Genomic DNA, 15,768 nt, shown 5'->3' on the forward strand with positions numbered 1-15,768 from the left:
GCACTCACCCCCACCAGCGCTCGCCCCACATCGCGATGTTGATCATGGGCCACGCCAGGCGCCAGTTCCGCGTCGGATCGCTCGCGACGACCTCGACGACCGACTCGCTGAACACCGCTTTCGAGAACTCTGACCGGCGCAGCGCGCCGGCCTGGTCCTCGACCCACGCCTGGAACGGCAGCGGGAAACTGGCTTTGGGCCGGTCCGCGATGCGCGCCGGGAGGCGGTCTCGGAAGGCCTCGCGCAGCGCGATCTTCGTCCGCAGGACCGGCGGCGCGTCAACCGCGACCCCGCCGTGCGCCCGCTCGTGCGCGCCGCCCCCGCCGGTGACTCCCGGCGTCATGCTGAACTTCGCGGACATCGGAAGCCCCTCGGCGACCCTGGCGACGAACGAGTCGGCGAACGGCGTGCGCCCCTCGACCGACGCGAGCATCGTGGCGCTGTCGAGACGCTGGAGGAGTCCGGCGAGGTTGACGCGCCGATGGAATCGCAGGTGCGCGTCGAGCGACGACGCCGATGCATCGCCCGTGGCCTCGAGGGCGCAGCGAGAGAATTCCCGCTCGTAGAACTCGGCGGCGAAGCGGTCGTGGTCGCACGCCTGCCACGCGTCGGGCGTGAGCAGCAGCGGTTTCATCGAAGGCGGCGCCCACGCGTTGGCCTCGTACTCGAAGCGCCCGCCCGCGCTGGTCGTGCCCCCGGCCGCCTTCAGCGCGACGAACTCGGCCGCGGCGCGCATCGGCGCGTCGTACCCGGCGAACAGCTCGTCGGCGCCCTCGCCCGAGACGGTGACCACGCACCCGTCGGCGCGCAGGCGCTCGGCGACGGCCAGGATCGCGACCTCGTTGGGCGTGCTGAGCGGGACGCCCATGCGACGCACCATGTCGGGCCAGCGCTCGCGGAACAGATCACGCGTCACGATGGCTTCGGAGTGATCGACGCCCAGGAACGCCGCCGCTTCGCGCGCGTGGTCGAGGTCGTCGCCCGTGAACATCGCCTCGGCCTCGCTCGCGCTGCGTTCGATCCTCGCGCCCGCGCAATAGGTTCGGAGGCGCTCGTGCGCGCCGGACGCGATGAGGGTCGTGATCGTGCTGTCGAGCCCGCCCGAGAGCAGGCAGCACATCGGCACATCCGAGCGCAGGTGCGCCAGGACCGAATCCTCGATCACCTCGCGCGTCTTCGCGGGCGCCTCGGCGTCCGTGCCAGACGACCCGCTGCGCACGCCCTGCCACCAGTCGACCACGCGCACGACGGGTGAATCGCCCGAGAGGTCGCACACCGCCGCCTGGCCCGGCGCGAGGCAGAGCAAGTCCTGAAAGAGCGTTTCATTTCCGAGCGTGGTGCGGATCGTCGTCAAGTAGGCGCTGACCATCGCCATGTTGGGGCGGGCGGTGAACCCCGGCATGCGCAGCAGGGGCTCCGGCTCGCTGGCGAAGGCGACCTCTCGATCGTCCACCGTGAAGTACAGCGGCTTGACGCCCATCGCGTCGCGCGCGAGCAGGAGCGTCTTCGTCTTCGCGTCGTAGAACGCGATGGCGAACATGCCGCGCAGCTTGGGGAGCGCCTTCTGCCCCCACTCTCGCAGCGCGTTGAAGACTGTCTCGGTGTCGCAGGCGGTGCGGAACCGATGCCCGCCCGCGACGAGCGCGCGGCGCAGCGACGCGTCGTTGTACAGCTCGCCGTTGTAGACCAGCGCGCAGGACTGATCGTCGGCGACGAAGGGCTGCGCGCCGGCCGGGGTCGGGTCGATCACCGCGAGGCGCCGGTGCGCGAGGATCGCGTTCTCGCGCGACCAGACGCCCGCGCCGTCGGGCCCGCGGTGCGTGAGCAGGTCGCGCAGGCGCGTCGCCTGCTCGACCGTGATGGATGGAGTCCGACCGTTGCTCGCGATGACGCCGAAGATGCCGCACATGGTGTGTCTATCGGACTTCCCGAGCGGCGTCATCGACGATCGGGGCGATCACGACGAGAAACGACCCGTCCGCTTCTCGCGTGGCCCGAACCCGCAGCGCGGCAACGGCGCCTTCCCATCGCAGCGTCGCGGCGATGAGGTCGGGGGTTTCTTCGACGATGGCGCACTCGCCCTTCGCGACGCGAGCGACCCGCCCGCGCCCCCCCGAGACCGGCCCCTCGTGCTCGAGATAGACCCCCCTGTGATCGGGCAGGCGTTCCGCGGCGACGGCGCCTTCCTGCAGGCGGTCCACCCTTTGGGCGACCCGCAGGGTCAGCAGGCATCGTTCGTCTGCGCCGACGCGCTCGGATCGCGCGAGGAGCCAGTCGTAGTGGCTTGTGCCGTCGGGCAGGGTGTGCCGCAGGAGCGCCATCGGGGGCATAGGCGAGGATACTCACGCCGGTGGGGCGCGCTGGACGGTCCGGAAAGCGATACACTCCAGCCCTTCGGATACGACGCTTCTCGCGGGTCGTCGCACGAGCGACCCGCGCATCCCTGGAGTCACGCCGTCATGCGCACGATCGGGTCACTGCTTGTCCTGTCCGCCCTCTCCCTGGTCGCCCTCTCGGGGTGCGCCCCGGTCTCGGTGATCGCGCTGGAAGAGCAGGCCGCCCGGGCCGAGAGCCGCGAGCAGTTCGACACCGCGGCCCAGAAGTACCAGCAGGCGCTGGACCGCTCGCCCGGGCGGGTCCACAGCCGCGTGGGGCTGGGGCGAGTCCTCCTGGAGACGGACCGCCCGGCAGAGGCGCGCCGCCAGTTCGAGCTCGCCCTTGCCGCTCGCCCCGACGACCCCGAGATCCTCGATTTCCTGGCCGAGTCCATGGTCCGCTCCGGAGACTCGCAGGCCATGTACCGCCTGCTGCGTGGTCGCGCCGAGCAGCGCAACGCCGTCAGCGACTGGCTGCGGCTCGGCAAGTACGCGTCCCTCGCCGGGGACGCCGATGTCGCGGAGAACGCCCTGCTCACCGCCGCCCGTCTCGACCGAGGCCGCTCCGTCGCCCCCCAGATCGCCCTCGCCGACCTCTACGAAGCCCTCGGCGATGATTCCAAAGCCCTCACCCGGCTCCGTATGGCCCTCTTCCTCGACCTCGCCAATGTGGAGATCCAGGACCGCATCCGGGCTTACGGCGAGACCCCCGGCCCCACCTTCGCGCTCCAGCCCTCCGAGCAGGTCGGCTGACAACCCGGCGCGATTTCCGGACAACGGGGCGCCGACGCCTCAAGTTTGACAGCCGTTCGGACGCTTCTACACTTCATCCGGATGAACGGATGAAGCAGGCAAGCCCCTCCATCCCGGTGACCGAGCGACTGGCGGCCCTCAGCGAGCCGCTCCGGCTTCGCCTGTGCCGGCTCCTCGAGCGCGAGGAGCTCTCGGTGGGCGAGGTCGGTCGCGTCCTCCAGATCCCGCAGTCCACGGTCAGCCGGCACCTCAAGGTGCTCAGCGACGGCGGGTGGCTCCTCAAGCGGGCCGACGGCACGGCCACGATGTACCGTCTCGTCCTCGACGACCTCTCCTCCGAGGCACGCGCGCTCTGGGTCACGGTTCGCGAGCAGATGGGCGACAGCGCCGAGCTGCGCGAGGACCTGCGCCGGCTCGAAGCGGTCCTCGACGATCGCAAGACCGATTCCTCGTCCTTCTTCGGCCGCGTCGCCGGCGCGTGGGACGACCTTCGCACGCAGCTCTTCGGATCGTCCTTCACCGCGCCGGCGCTGCTCGCGCTGCTGCCCCGAGAGTGGATCGTCGCCGATCTGGGCTGCGGCACGGGCAACGCCGCCGAGCTGCTGGCCGGGCGTGTGAAGCGCGTGATCGCGATCGACTCCAGCGAGGTCATGCTCCGCGCAGCGCGCCAGCGCCTCGACGGCTCGAGAAACATCTCGTTTAAGCGAGGAGACCTCGGTTCGCTCCCGCTGGACGACGCGAGCGTCGACGCCGCGGTCTGCGTGCTTGTGCTGCACCACCTCGACAAGCCCGAGGACGCGGTGCGAGAAATGCGCCGGATCCTCAAGCCGGGCGGGCGCGCCCTCGTCGTGGACATGTACGAGCACGACCGGCGCGAATACCGCCAGCAGATGGGCCACAAGCACCTTGGTTTCAGCGAGTCCCGCGCCCGCGCCATGCTCGAGCGCGTCGGCCTGCAGGGCGTTCGTATCGATGCCCTGCCCGCATGGCCCGACAGCAAGGGCCCGAGTCTGTTTGTCGCGACGGCCAACGCGCCGGACGCCTGACCCCGAGTGATTCACCACGACCCCGGCGCGAGCGTCGCGGCGGGCGTCGATTCAGACCTGACGAACCATTCCCCGCACGACGAAGGAGCCGATCGTGACCACCGCACCCGCTTCGCCGACCGTCAAGCCCTCCGCCAAGGGTTCCGCGACTTTCATGAACACCGGCCTGCCCCTCACCTGCGATCTTCCGTACAAAGTCCGCGACCTCTCGCTCGCGAAATGGGGGCGCCACGAGATCGAGCTGGCCGAGGAAGAGATGCCCGGCCTGATCGCTTGCCGCGAGGAGTTCGCGAAGGGCCAGCCCCTCAAGGGCGCGCGGATCACCGGCTCGCTGCACATGACGATCCAGACCGCGGTGCTGATCGAGACTCTCGAGGCACTGGGCGCCGATGTGCGCTGGGCCTCCTGCAACATCTTCAGCACGCAGGACCACGCCGCCGCCGCGATCGCCGAACGCAAGAAGACCCCGGTCTTCGCGTGGAAGGGCGAGACGCTCGAGGAATACTGGTGGTGCACGCTGCAGGCGCTGACCTTCCCGGCCGACGCGACCGGCAGCAACGGCCCCAACGTCATCGTCGACGACGGCGGCGACGCGACCCTCCTCATCCACGAGGGCTACAAGGCCGAGCTCGCGTTCAAGAAGGACGGAACGCTCCCCGACCCCGCGTCCACCGACAACCACGAGTTCAGCATCATCCTGCAGATCATCAAGGACAAGCTCCTCGAAGACCCGACCTTCTGGACGCGCATGGTCCCCCACATCCGCGGCGTCTCGGAAGAGACTACCACCGGCGTGCACCGTCTGTACACCTTCGCCAAGAACGGCACCCTGCTCTTCCCGGCGATCAATGTCAACGACTCGGTCACGAAGAGCAAGTTCGACAACAAGTACGGCTGCCGCCACTCGCTGCCCGACGGCATCATGCGCGCCGTCGACGTGCTCCTCTCGGGCAAGAAGTGCGTCGTCGCTGGCTACGGCGACGTCGGCAAGGGCTGCGCCGAGGCGCTCGTGGGACAGAAGGCACGCGTCTTCGTCACCGAGGTCGACCCGATCTGCGCCCTGCAGGCATGCATGGACGGGCACGAGGTCGTCCTGCTCGACGACATGCTCGCCCGCGGCGATATCTTCGTCACGACCACCGGCAACAAGGACATCATCACCGTCGACCACATGTCGAAGATGAAGCACAACGCCATCGTCGGCAACATCGGCCACTTCGACAACGAGATCGACATGGCCGGCATGGAGAAGTGGATCAAGGAAGGGCGCGTCGAACGCCGCAACATCAAGCCCCAGGTCGACGAGTTCCGCTTCAAGGCCGACAAGGCCCGCGGCGTCGAGGAGCACAGCGTCATCATCCTCTCCGAGGGACGCCTGCTGAACCTGGGCAACGCGACGGGCCACCCCTCGTTCGTGATGTCCACCTCGTTCGCCAACCAGACGCTGGCGCAGATCGAGCTCTTCAAGAACCACTCGAACTACGAGAAGCAGGTCTACACCCTGCCCAAGCACCTCGACGAGAAGGTCGCGCGCATGCACCTGGCCAAGCTCGGCGCGAAGCTGACCACCCTCTCCAAGGAGCAGGCCGACTACATCGGCGTGCCCGTCAACGGCCCCTACAAGCCCGACCACTACCGCTACTGATCGAATACACCCCGCCCCGGCGCGCGAGAGCGCGACGGGGCGCTTCCCATGCACTTCAGCGACCTCATCAAGCAGCGAGGCACGACCTTCTCCTTCGAGTTCTTCCCCCCGAAGGACGAGGCGTCCGCATCCGAGCTGTTCGCGGCTATCCGCGAGCTTGAGGCCCTGCGCCCGTCGTTCGTCTCGGTCACCTACGGCGCGGGCGGCACGACTCGCCGGATCACCATCGACCTCGTGCTGCGCCTCAAGCGCGAGACGAGTCTCGAGATCCTCCCCCACCTCACCTGCGTGTGCCACACCGAGGCGGAGATCTACGACATCCTCGAGGAGTACGCGAACGCCGGCATCGGCAACATCCTCGCGCTCGGGGGCGACACGCCGCGCAGCAAGCCCGACCACGACCGACGCATCGACGCGTTCCGGCACGCACGCGACCTGGTCTCGTTCGTCCGCGCCTTTAAGGACCGCTCCGGGGGCAGGAACATCCGCGACCCGCGCGGCTACGGGATCGGGGTTGCCGGGTACCCCGAGGGCCACCCCTCCACGCCCAACCGGCTCGTCGAGCTCGACCACCTCAAGGCGAAGGTGGACGCCGGCGCGTCGTTCATCATCACGCAACTCTTCTTCGATAACCGCGACTTCTACGACTTCCGCGAGCGCTGCAAGCTCGCCGGGATCACTGTCCCCATCATCGCAGGCGTGATGCCGATAACCTCGGCCGCCGGCATGAAGCGCATGGCCGACCTGGCCGCGGGTGCGCGGTTCCCGGCGTCGCTGATCCGAGCGATCCAGCGAGCCGGCGACGACCCGGCGGCGGTGCGTCGCGTGGGCGTGCACTGGGCAACCGAGCAGTGCCGCGACCTGCTGGATCATGAGGTCTCGGGCATCCACTTCTACACGCTCAACCGATCGACCGCGACCCGCGAGATCTACGCGAACCTGGGCGTTAAGGACTCTCTCGCGCTCGCGTGACGCCTGGTCCGAATATCCCGGGCTCCCGATCAGTTCCATGGAAGCACAGACCTCCCGCCAGACCCGAAACACGGGCTGTTGCGCTTGTGTGAAGGTCACGATGCGCCGACCAAGGGGTGACACTCTTTACGGGTCGCTGCGCATCCATGAGTTCCAAAGAAAACATCATCGACTCGGTCCGGCTCGCGGCCCACGAGTGCTCCGCGCTGCTCGACGCCCTCGACAAGGCCTCCGGCGCCGACGGTGGGGCAACGAAACGCGGCACGAAGCGCTGGCGGTATCGCAACCGGATCCTCACCTCGATCAAGCAGAACGGGCTCGCGCAGACCTTCTATGTCTCGCCGCGCAACCTGTCGTCGGGCGGGATCGCCTTCCTCCACGGCGGCTATGTCCACCCCGGCAGCCCGGTCGCCGTGGTGCTCCGCGACAAGCTCGACGAGGTCAAGACCTTCCGCGGGCGCACGACGCGCTGCACCCACGTGAAGGGACGCCTGCACGAGGTCGCGGTGCAGTTCGAGAGCAAGCTCAACCCAAAGGACTTTGTCCCGCCGACCAGCGAGCCGGGGTTCAACGTCGAACAGGTCGATCTGGCCCGGCTCATGGGCAAGGTGCTCGTCGTCGAGGACTTCCGCCCCGATCAGCGCCTCATCGCGCACTACTTCAAAGGCACGAACCTCGACATCACCTACGCGCAGAGTCTCGAGGATGCGAGGCAGATTCTCGATCACGCCACCGACCTCGTGTTCCTCGACACCACGCTCCCCGACGCCAGCGGCGCCGACGCGGTCGTCGGCCTGCGCAAGGCGGGATTCGCCGGGCCGATCGTCGCGATCACGCCCGAGCGCAACCCCACGCAGCGGTCGCAGCTCCTGAGCACGGGCGCGAACGAGGTTCTTTCGAAACCCATGGACCTCTCGCTGCTGCAGCAGGCCGCAGCCGAATTCCTGATCGCCGGCGGGTGCGAGCCCGAGGTGACCACGATGCTGTTCTCGACGCTCGCCGATGATTCCACGAGCGAGCTCATTGCGCACTATGTGCAGGACTGCCACCGGCTCAGCGACACCATCGCCGACGCCGTCGAGAAACGCGACATCGCGGCGGTGCGCCAGCACATCGGCAGCATCCGGGGTAGCGCCGGGGCGCACGGGTTCATGCCGATCGATCGCGTCGCGCAGGCCGCCCTCAGGGAGATCGACGCGACGCACGACCTCGACGAGGCCATGATCGCGATTCAGGCGGTTATCAACGCCTGCAAGCGTGCCGCGGTGCGCGAGCCCGCCGATTCCCACTGAGTCGACCTCGCATCAGCGCCGCCTCGACGCGATGAGCAGCAGCGTCAGGTCCGCCGGGGTCACGCCCTCGAGCCGCCCGGCCTGGCCGAAGGTGCTGGGCCGGAACCGGGCCAGCGCCTGCCTCGCCTCGTTGCGAAGCCCGTCGACGCTCTCGTACGCGACATGCTCCGGGATCCTCCGGCGCTCCATGCTCTCCTGACGCTTGATCTCGGCCCGCTGCCGACGCAGGTACCCCTCGTACTTCTGATCGGTCAGCGCCGAGACCAGCGTCTCCTCGCTCCACACCCTCGGCGCGAGTCGCGCGAGCACGCCGCGCAGGTCGTCGACGCCGAACTCCTGGCGCTTGCAGACCCGCGCCAGCGGCACGCCTTCGAGGTGCGCCCGCTGGATCGTCTCCTCCAGCGCCGCACGCTCCTCGCGACGGCTCTCGAAACGAGACCATCGGGCGTCGTCGCAGATCCCCCACTCGCGCGCCAGCGGGGTGAGCCGGTCCGGCGCGTTGTCGGCGCGAAGCAACAGCCGGTGTTCGGCGCGGCTCGTGAACATCCTGTACGGCTCGGTCGGGGTCTTCGTCACCAGATCGTCGAGCAGCACCCCGATGTACGCCTGATCGCGCCCGAGCGTCACGAGGCACTCACCCAGCGCGAACCGGGCGGCGTTGACGCCGGCGATCACCCCCTGCGCGCCCGCCTCCTCGTACCCGCTCGTCCCGTTGATCTGGCCGGCGAGGAACAGCCCCTCGATGCGCTTGGTCATCGTGGTCGCGTCGATCTGGTGCGGCGGGACCATGTCGTACTCGACCGCGTACCCGTGCAGCAGGATCTCGGCCCGTTCGCAGCCGGCCATCCCGCGCACGATCGTCTCCTGTACGTCGCGAGGGAGCGAGGTCGCGATGCCGTTGCAGTAGATCGAATCGTCCCGGTGGCTCTCTGGCTCCAGGAAGACCTGGTGCGAGTCCTTGTCGGCGAATCGCACGACCTTGTCCTCGATCGACGGGCAGTAGCGCGGCCCGCGCGACTCGATCTGTCCGGAGAACATCGGCGCCCGATGCAGGTTCGCCCGGATCGCGCCGTGCACTCGCTCGTTCGTCCGCGTGATGCGGCACTCAACCTGCCCGATCAGCGGGAACCGCGACGGCTCTGTCATGTCGCTGAACGGCGCGGGACGCTCGTCGCCGCGCTGGGGCTCGAGCGCGTCCCAGTCGATCGTCGAGCGGCGCAATCGCGGCGGGGTGCCGGTCTTCAGCCGTCCCATCTCGAATCCAAGCTCGCGAAGCGACGCGGAGATGCCCGTCGCCGGCGCTTCGCCCACGCGCCCACCCGGGGTCCGGTCCTCGCCGGTGTGCATGAGCCCGCGCATGAAGGTGCCGGTGGTCAGCACGACGGCGCGCGCCCTGACCGCGACCTGTTCGCCCACTCGGCGCTCGCGCACGATCGCTCCCGCGAGCGCCCCGTCCTCGAACAGGAGACGCTCGACGCCGCCCTCGATGACGGCGATCTCGGGGCGCGCGCGGATCAGGCGCTGCGCCTCCTCGGCGTACGCGTGCTTGTCGCACTGCGCGCGCGGGCCGCGCACCGCCGCGCCCTTGGAGGTGTTCAGCGCCTTGAACATGATGCCCGTCGCGTCGGTGATGCGCCCCATCAGCCCGCCCAGCGCGTCGATCTCGCGGACCATCTGTCCCTTGGCGAGACCGCCGATCGCCGGATTGCACGACATCACGCCGATCTTGGACGCGTCGAGCGTGACGATCGCCACGCGCACGCCTGCGTTGGCCGCGCTCCACGCCGCCTCGATGCCGGCGTGCCCCCCACCGACGACGAGCACATCGAACCGATCGGGACGACCGTTCTCGGGCGTGCGGTTCTCGGATGGACCTTGGCCGGGGCTCATGCGTCTGAGAGAATATGCGACACCGCCGCGGCAGATGAGGCACGCACCGCCTCGCCAGTCTCCCCGACCGCTTTCACCGCGACGACCCGAACATCGGTCCGAAGTGAGCAGCCACGAACGGTCTATCCGTTCGAGGGCATAGCCGATGCTGTACTCGGACCGCACGAGGTCAGGACACCGACCGATGCACGACATCCACGCCTGCGCCACAACCCGGATGATCGACGCGGCACGACGCGCCCTGCTCGGCGCTGCCCTTGTGGGCGCATGCGTCGCGTCGGGGGGCTGCCTCCAGTCGGCGCGGCACGACTTCCTCGCGCTTCGCGCCGACGCGCCCAGCCCCCGGCCGGGCACGCGGACCTCGCTGGCCGAAGCCCTTCCTTCGAACATCGGGCCGACCGCCCCGCCCACGGCGCTCGTCGAGGCCACGGACCGCTGACCGCCCCCGGCGCCCCCGGCGCCCCACGCGCCCCCGGCGCTATGCTCACGCACACCGGACCAAACGGTCAGCAGGAGCACCAGCGTGGCGCAGCGAGAGCTCGAATCGAGCATCCATCGTGATTTCAAGGATCGGATGACCTATTCGGAGTACCTCCGGCTGGACCTGATCCTCGGGGCGCAGCAGCCGCTTTCGAGCCCGGCGCACCACGACGAGATGCTCTTCATCATCCAGCACCAGACCTCTGAGCTGTGGATGAAACTCGTCATCCACGAGCTGACCGCCGCGATCGGCTGCATCCGGCGCGACGATCTCGAGCCGTGCTTCAAGATCCTCGCGCGCGTCAAGCAGATCCAGGACCAGCTCTTCTCGCAGTGGGCGGTCCTCGAGACGCTGACCCCCAGCGAGTATGTCCAGTTCCGCGGCGTGCTGGGCAACGCGAGCGGCTTCCAGAGCGTCCAGTACCGGGCCATCGAGTTCCTGCTCGGCAACAAGAGCGCCCCGATGCTCGCGGTGCACAAGGACCGGCCAGACGCCCACGCCTTCCTCGAGGCCATCCTCCGCTCGCCCAGCGTCTACGACGAGTTCCTGCGCCTCCTCGCGCGCCGGGGCCTGCCGGTGCCGGCCCAGTGCGTCGAGCGCGACTGGTCGACGCCCTATCAGCCGAACGACGGCGTCGTCGCGGTCTTCAAGACCATCTACGAAAACCCGTCGAAGTGGTGGGACGCCTACGAGATGTGCGAGAAGCTCGTCGATGTCGAGCAGCAGTTCCAGCAGTGGCGGTTCCGGCACCTCAAGACCGTGCATCGCATCATCGGGCTCAAGAAGGGCACCGGCGGCAGCTCGGGCGTCGAGTTCCTCCGGCGCGCCCTCGATCAGATCTTCTTCCCCGAGCTGTGGGATGTGCGCACCCAGATCGACGCGCCCGCCGGCGCGTGATCACCCGTTCTCGATCGCGCCCGACAGTGGCAGCGTAATGACGAAATCGGTCCCGATCCCCTGCTCGGTGCGAACCTCGATCGTCCCGCCGTGCTCTTCCACGAGCCGACGCGTCGTGGGCAGACCGAGCCCGCTGCCCCCGGACTTGGTCGTGTAGTACGGCACGAAGATCTTCTCGAGCAGCTCGTCGGGGATGCCCGGGCCCGTGTCGATCACGTGCACGGCGCACGCGTCGGTCCCCTCCGAGCGCGTTCGCTCCGTCCTCAGGATCAATTCCTTGGCGCGCGGCGCAGGGTCGCCCTCGGGCCTCACACCCCCCATCGCCTGCGTCGCGTTCAGGAGCAGGTTCAGCAGCGCCTGCTTAAAGTGCGTTGGGTCGAGATTCGCGATCAGCGGTTCCTGCGCCAGCTCCGCGCGGAACCGCACGCCGGCGGCCTCGGCCTGGGGAATGTAAAAATCCGCCAGCTCGTCCACCACGGTGTTGAGGTCCACCGGCCGGGGTTCGAGGTGGACCGCGCCAGCGAAGCGCAAGAAGTCCGACAGGATGTCGCGCAGACGCTCGGCTTCGCGGCGCAGGGCATCGATCCGCCTGGTGAGACGGGTCTTCTGCTCGGCCGGCAGCGGCGAATCGTGGATGCCCTCGGCAAGGAGCTGCGCGTTCAGCCCGATCGTCGAGAGCGGGTTCTTGATCTCGTGGGCCAGCCCGCCGGTCATCGCGCCGATCTCCGCCATCCGGCGCGCGTCCCGGGCCCGGCGCTCCGCGACGCGCGCCCGGCGCACCAGACGGCGCGTCAGCAACAGCACCGCTGGCAACGCGATCGCCAGCCCGAGCGCGAGTCCGAGGATAAACCACAGGGACGCGTTCATGCGAGCGAGGATAGAAGCGACCCGGCCCCCGGTCGCCCCCGGTCGCCCCCGCACGCCGCCGACGGAAACCACCGGGATCAAACCCCGGGATCAGCGCCGGGGCTCGAGCCCCGGCTCATCGCCTTGGCGAGCGCGAGTACTTGCGTCTGGGCCTCACGACGATCTCGGGATCGTCGATCCGCTCGACTTTCGTCGCGTGCCAGCCCTTGGGCGTTTCTTGCGCGTCGTAGACGACTTTCGCGCCGTCGGTGAGGACTCGGTAGCCCTGACCGTCGATGCACGAGAAGTGCGCGAAGATGTCCTGACCCTCGGGGCCGACGATGAAGCCGAAGCCCTTCTTCGGATCAAACCATTTCACAACGCCTTCGACGCCTGTGAGTGTTTGCCCGTGTGTGCGCGGAATGCTGCTCATACGCCAGACCCTCGTCCGGGTTGCGGTGCGGGCCACGCTTCGACACCTGGCCTCTCAGACCAGAGTGCGCGAAGTGACGAGGAAAGCGGAAACGCAACCGCACTTCCTCGCGCCCTACCGGCCGCGGCTGACCATGCCACGACCCTCGCAGACGCGAACAACCCCAAGTTACTTCCGAGTTCGGCGAAACGCAATCGTTTCCAACAAGAACGCCGACCGCCCGATGAAATTCGGGCGGTCGGCGTATGCCTTGAACGGGTTAGATGTCACATTTCTGTGCTTTTTCGCGCAGGAAAAGCACAAATCTGAGACAGATCAGGCGTCGGCGGTCTCGGGCGCCGCCTCGCCGGAGTCGGACTTGGCGCCGCGACGACGACGACGACGCTTGCGCTTGGGCTTCGGCTCGCCGCCCTCGGCGCCCTCGGTCTCGGGCCCGTCGTGGTCGGTGTCGGGCTCATCCCCGCCATCCTCGTCGACGAGTTCGACCTTCGCCTTGGGGGCGGGACGCTCGGCCTTCTCCTCGCGCGCCGGGCGCTCGCTGCGCTCGGAACGGTCGGAACGCTCGCCGCGGTCGCGACGCTCGCCACGGTCCCCGCCCCGATCGCCGCGGTCGCTGCGCTCGCCGCGATCGCGACGCTCGCCCCGATCGCCACGGTCGCCGCCGCCGGAGCGCTCGCCCTCGGGCTTGCCCTCGGTCATGAGCGCGCGCCGCGAGAGTTTGATGCGCCCCTGATCGTCGACGTTGATCACCTTGACGGTGATCGTGTCGCCGACCTTGACCACGTCGCTGACGCTCTTGACGTAGCCGTCGGAGAGCTCGGAGACATGGCACATGCCGTCGGTGCCGGGGGCCAGCTCGACGAAGGCGCCGAAGTCCTTCACCGAAACAACCTTGCCGGTATAGACCGCGCCGACCTTGACGTCGGCGCCGAGCGCCTCGACCTCGGACTGCGCCGACATCACGACCTCGGTGTTGGGGCCCGAGATCATGACGGTGCCGTCGTCTTCGACGTCGATGTTGACGCCCCACTTCTCCTGGATGGCGCGGATCGTCTTGCCGCCGGGGCCGATCAGCTTGCCGATCTTCTCCGGGTTGATCTGCAGCGTCACGAGGCGAGGCGCCAGGGGGCTGACCTCGGGGCGCGGCGCCGCGATGACCTTCTCCATCTGCTCGATGATCTGGAGACGACCGACGCGGGCCTGCTCGAAGATCTTCTCGATCTGGTCGAAGCTCAGGCCGCGGGCCTTGAGGTCGAGCTGGATGCCGGTGATGCCCTCGCGCGAACCGGAGACCTTGAAGTCCATGTCGCCGAAGAAGTCTTCCTCGCCGATGATGTCGGTGACGAACACTTCCTTCGAGTCGTCTTCGTTGCTGAAGCGACCGATCGAGATGCCGGCGACGGTGTTGCGGATGGGGACGCCGGCGTCCATGAGGGCCAGGCAGCCGCCGCAGACCGAGGCCATCGACGACGAGCCGTTGGACTCGGTGATGTCGCTGACGAGGCGGACGGTGTAGGGGAAGTCGGCCGGGCTGGGGAGCACGCCCAGGAGGGAGCGCTCGGCGAGGGCGCCGTGGCCGATCTCGCGACGCCCCGGGCCCATGATGCGCCCGGCTTCACCGGTGCAGAAGGGCGGGAAGTTGTAGTGGAGGTAGAACTTCTTGGCGTACTCGGGGAGCAGGCCGTCGACGATCTGCTCGTCCTTGCCTGTTCCGAGGCTGCAGGAGACGAGGGACTGGGTCTCGCCTCGCTGGAAGAACGCGCTGCCGTGGTTGCGCTTGAAGACGCCGACTTTCATCTCGAGGGGGCGGATCTCGGTGGCGGCGCGCCCGTCGGCGCGCTTGCCCTTCTCGACGATGAGCGAGCGGGTGATCTTCTTCTCGAGCGTGCGCAGGGCTTCCTTGGCCATCGCGCGGCGCTTGACGGAGTTCTTCCACTCCTCGACCGTGCCGGTGGTGTTCTCGGCGAAGTGCTCGTCGAGGACCTTCTTCTTGAGCGCGTCGACCGCGTTGTTGCGATCGGCCTTGCCCACGATCTGGCGGGCGGCGGTCATCTCCTTGGTCGCGATCTTCTTGACCGCGTCGATGACATCCTGATCGGGCACCGCGAGCTTCTCGGGCATGACCTTGGGCTGGCCGGCCTTCTTCACGAGCTCGTTGATCAGGCCGAGGATCTCCTCGATCTGCGAGTAGCCGAACTTGATCGCGTCGAGGACATCCTCTTCGCCAACCTCGGCGGCGCCGACCTCGATCATGTTCACGCCGTCCTTGTGGCCGGCGAGGACGAGGTCCATGTCGCTGAACTCGAGCTGCGAGACGGTGGGGTTGACGACGAACTGGGGCCCGTCATCGGTGAACAGACGACCGACGCGCACCGTGCCGATGGGCCCGTCGAAGGGCGCGTTGCTGATGGACAGCGCCGCGGACGCCGCGACGGCGGCGAGCATGTCGGTGTCGTTCTCGCCGTCGTGGCTCATGACCCAGCACTGGATCTGAACCTCGTCGATGAAGCCGTCGGGGAAGAGCGGGCGGATGGGCCTGTCGATCAGGCGCATCGTGAGGACTTCCTTCTCGCTCGGCGGGCCTTCGCGCTTCTTGAAGCCCCCGGGGAACTTGCCGGCGGCGGAGGGCTTCTCGCGGTAGTCCACCTGCATGGGGAAGAAGTCGAGGCCTTCGCGCGGGTTGGCGCGCATGACGGTCGCGAGGACCGCGCTGTCGCCGTAGCGGGCGATCACCGCCGCGGTGGCGAGTTTGGCGACCTCGCCGGTTTCGATGGTGAGGGTGCGTCCGCCGATCTCGCGGGAAACTGAGATGAGAGCCATTCGTTCTGCGCTTCCAGTGCTGCTGGCGCCTGAGCGAGCCGTGCGCGCGGAGGGTGCGCGAGGGGGTTCCTCGCCCACGATCCGCGGTCGGGTCGCGCGAAGGGTCGCACGAACGCCAGCGGGGTCTTCTCGGGGCAGCGGACCTCGGCGCAAGGGGCAGAAGGCAAGCCGCAGTCTGAAGATCCCCCTCTCCGGAGAGAGCGACTGCGGGTTGGCTGCTGCCGCACTGGCCGAGCCCATCCGGGCCGCGAGCGGGGTCAAAGCAATACCGACCGATGGCAGTATAACAGCCCCGGGCCTTGCGGGCCCGGGGCTGTG

13 protein-coding genes are annotated in these 15,768 nt (G+C 68.4%); 7 read left to right on the plus strand and 6 right to left on the minus strand.

What is annotated here, in order from left to right; all coding sequences use genetic code 11:
* Positions 1-4: 4 nt before the first annotated feature.
* A complete protein-coding gene (gene asnB / locus KF684_01530) occupies positions 5-1,909 on the minus strand; it encodes an asparagine synthase (glutamine-hydrolyzing) (protein MBX3351588.1) in 1,905 nt (634 codons plus the stop codon).
* A 7-nt stretch (positions 1,910-1,916) separates the two neighbouring features.
* Entirely contained in the window at positions 1,917-2,330 is a 414-nt protein-coding gene (locus tag KF684_01535) for a hypothetical protein (protein ID MBX3351589.1), read from the minus strand.
* Positions 2,331-2,459: 129 nt separating this feature from the next.
* Between KF684_01535 and KF684_01540 the strand changes: the two genes are divergently transcribed.
* The 5 genes from KF684_01540 (at position 2,460) to KF684_01560 (ending at position 8,083) form a co-directional block, all read left to right on the plus strand.
* Positions 2,460-3,128 (plus strand): tetratricopeptide repeat protein, encoded by a 669-nt coding sequence (locus tag KF684_01540; GenBank protein ID MBX3351590.1) that lies wholly within the window; start codon positions 2,460-2,462, stop codon positions 3,126-3,128.
* 89 nt (positions 3,129-3,217) lie between these two features.
* Positions 3,218-4,174 carry a metalloregulator ArsR/SmtB family transcription factor gene (locus tag KF684_01545; protein ID MBX3351591.1) on the plus strand — a complete coding sequence of 319 codons (957 nt, stop codon included), beginning with the start codon at positions 3,218-3,220 and terminating at the stop codon, positions 4,172-4,174.
* Positions 4,175-4,328: 154 nt separating this feature from the next.
* Positions 4,329-5,819, plus strand: a complete 1,491-nt coding sequence (ahcY, locus tag KF684_01550) for an adenosylhomocysteinase (GenBank protein ID MBX3351592.1) — start codon at positions 4,329-4,331, stop codon at positions 5,817-5,819.
* 48 nt (positions 5,820-5,867) lie between these two features.
* Entirely contained in the window at positions 5,868-6,791 is a 924-nt protein-coding gene (gene metF, locus KF684_01555) for a methylenetetrahydrofolate reductase [NAD(P)H] (GenBank protein MBX3351593.1), read from the plus strand.
* A gap of 146 nt (positions 6,792-6,937) precedes the next feature.
* Positions 6,938-8,083 carry a response regulator gene (locus KF684_01560; protein ID MBX3351594.1) on the plus strand — a complete coding sequence of 382 codons (1,146 nt, stop codon included), beginning with the start codon at positions 6,938-6,940 and terminating at the stop codon, positions 8,081-8,083.
* A 12-nt stretch (positions 8,084-8,095) separates the two neighbouring features.
* Here the strand turns inward: KF684_01560 and mnmG are convergent, their stop codons facing one another.
* Complete coding sequence (mnmG, locus tag KF684_01565; GenBank protein ID MBX3351595.1) at positions 8,096-9,973, minus strand: tRNA uridine-5-carboxymethylaminomethyl(34) synthesis enzyme MnmG; 1,878 nt, start codon at positions 9,971-9,973, stop codon at positions 8,096-8,098.
* A 184-nt stretch (positions 9,974-10,157) separates the two neighbouring features.
* Between mnmG and KF684_01570 the strand changes: the two genes are divergently transcribed.
* The gene (locus KF684_01570) at positions 10,158-10,412 is read left to right on the plus strand and encodes a hypothetical protein (GenBank protein ID MBX3351596.1); all 255 of its coding nucleotides are present in this window, start codon (positions 10,158-10,160) and stop codon (positions 10,410-10,412) included.
* 84 nt (positions 10,413-10,496) lie between these two features.
* Positions 10,497-11,351, plus strand: coding sequence for a tryptophan 2,3-dioxygenase (gene kynA / locus KF684_01575; protein MBX3351597.1), 855 nt, complete (start codon positions 10,497-10,499; stop codon positions 11,349-11,351).
* Here the strand turns inward: kynA and KF684_01580 are convergent, their stop codons facing one another.
* From KF684_01580 to pnp, 3 genes are all read right to left on the minus strand, one after another.
* Complete coding sequence (locus KF684_01580) at positions 11,352-12,218, minus strand: hypothetical protein (GenBank protein ID MBX3351598.1); 867 nt, start codon at positions 12,216-12,218, stop codon at positions 11,352-11,354.
* A gap of 115 nt (positions 12,219-12,333) precedes the next feature.
* Positions 12,334-12,630: a cold shock domain-containing protein gene (locus KF684_01585; GenBank protein ID MBX3351599.1), complete on the minus strand. Its 297-nt coding sequence runs from the start codon at positions 12,628-12,630 to the stop codon at positions 12,334-12,336.
* 315 nt (positions 12,631-12,945) lie between these two features.
* On the minus strand, positions 12,946-15,450 hold the full coding sequence (gene pnp, locus KF684_01590; GenBank protein MBX3351600.1) for a polyribonucleotide nucleotidyltransferase: 2,505 nt from the start codon (positions 15,448-15,450) through the stop codon (positions 12,946-12,948).
* Positions 15,451-15,768: the final 318 nt, after the last annotated feature.

This window comes from Phycisphaeraceae bacterium (assembly GCA_019636675.1).
GTDB lineage: Bacteria > Planctomycetota > Phycisphaerae > Phycisphaerales > UBA1924 > JAHBXC01.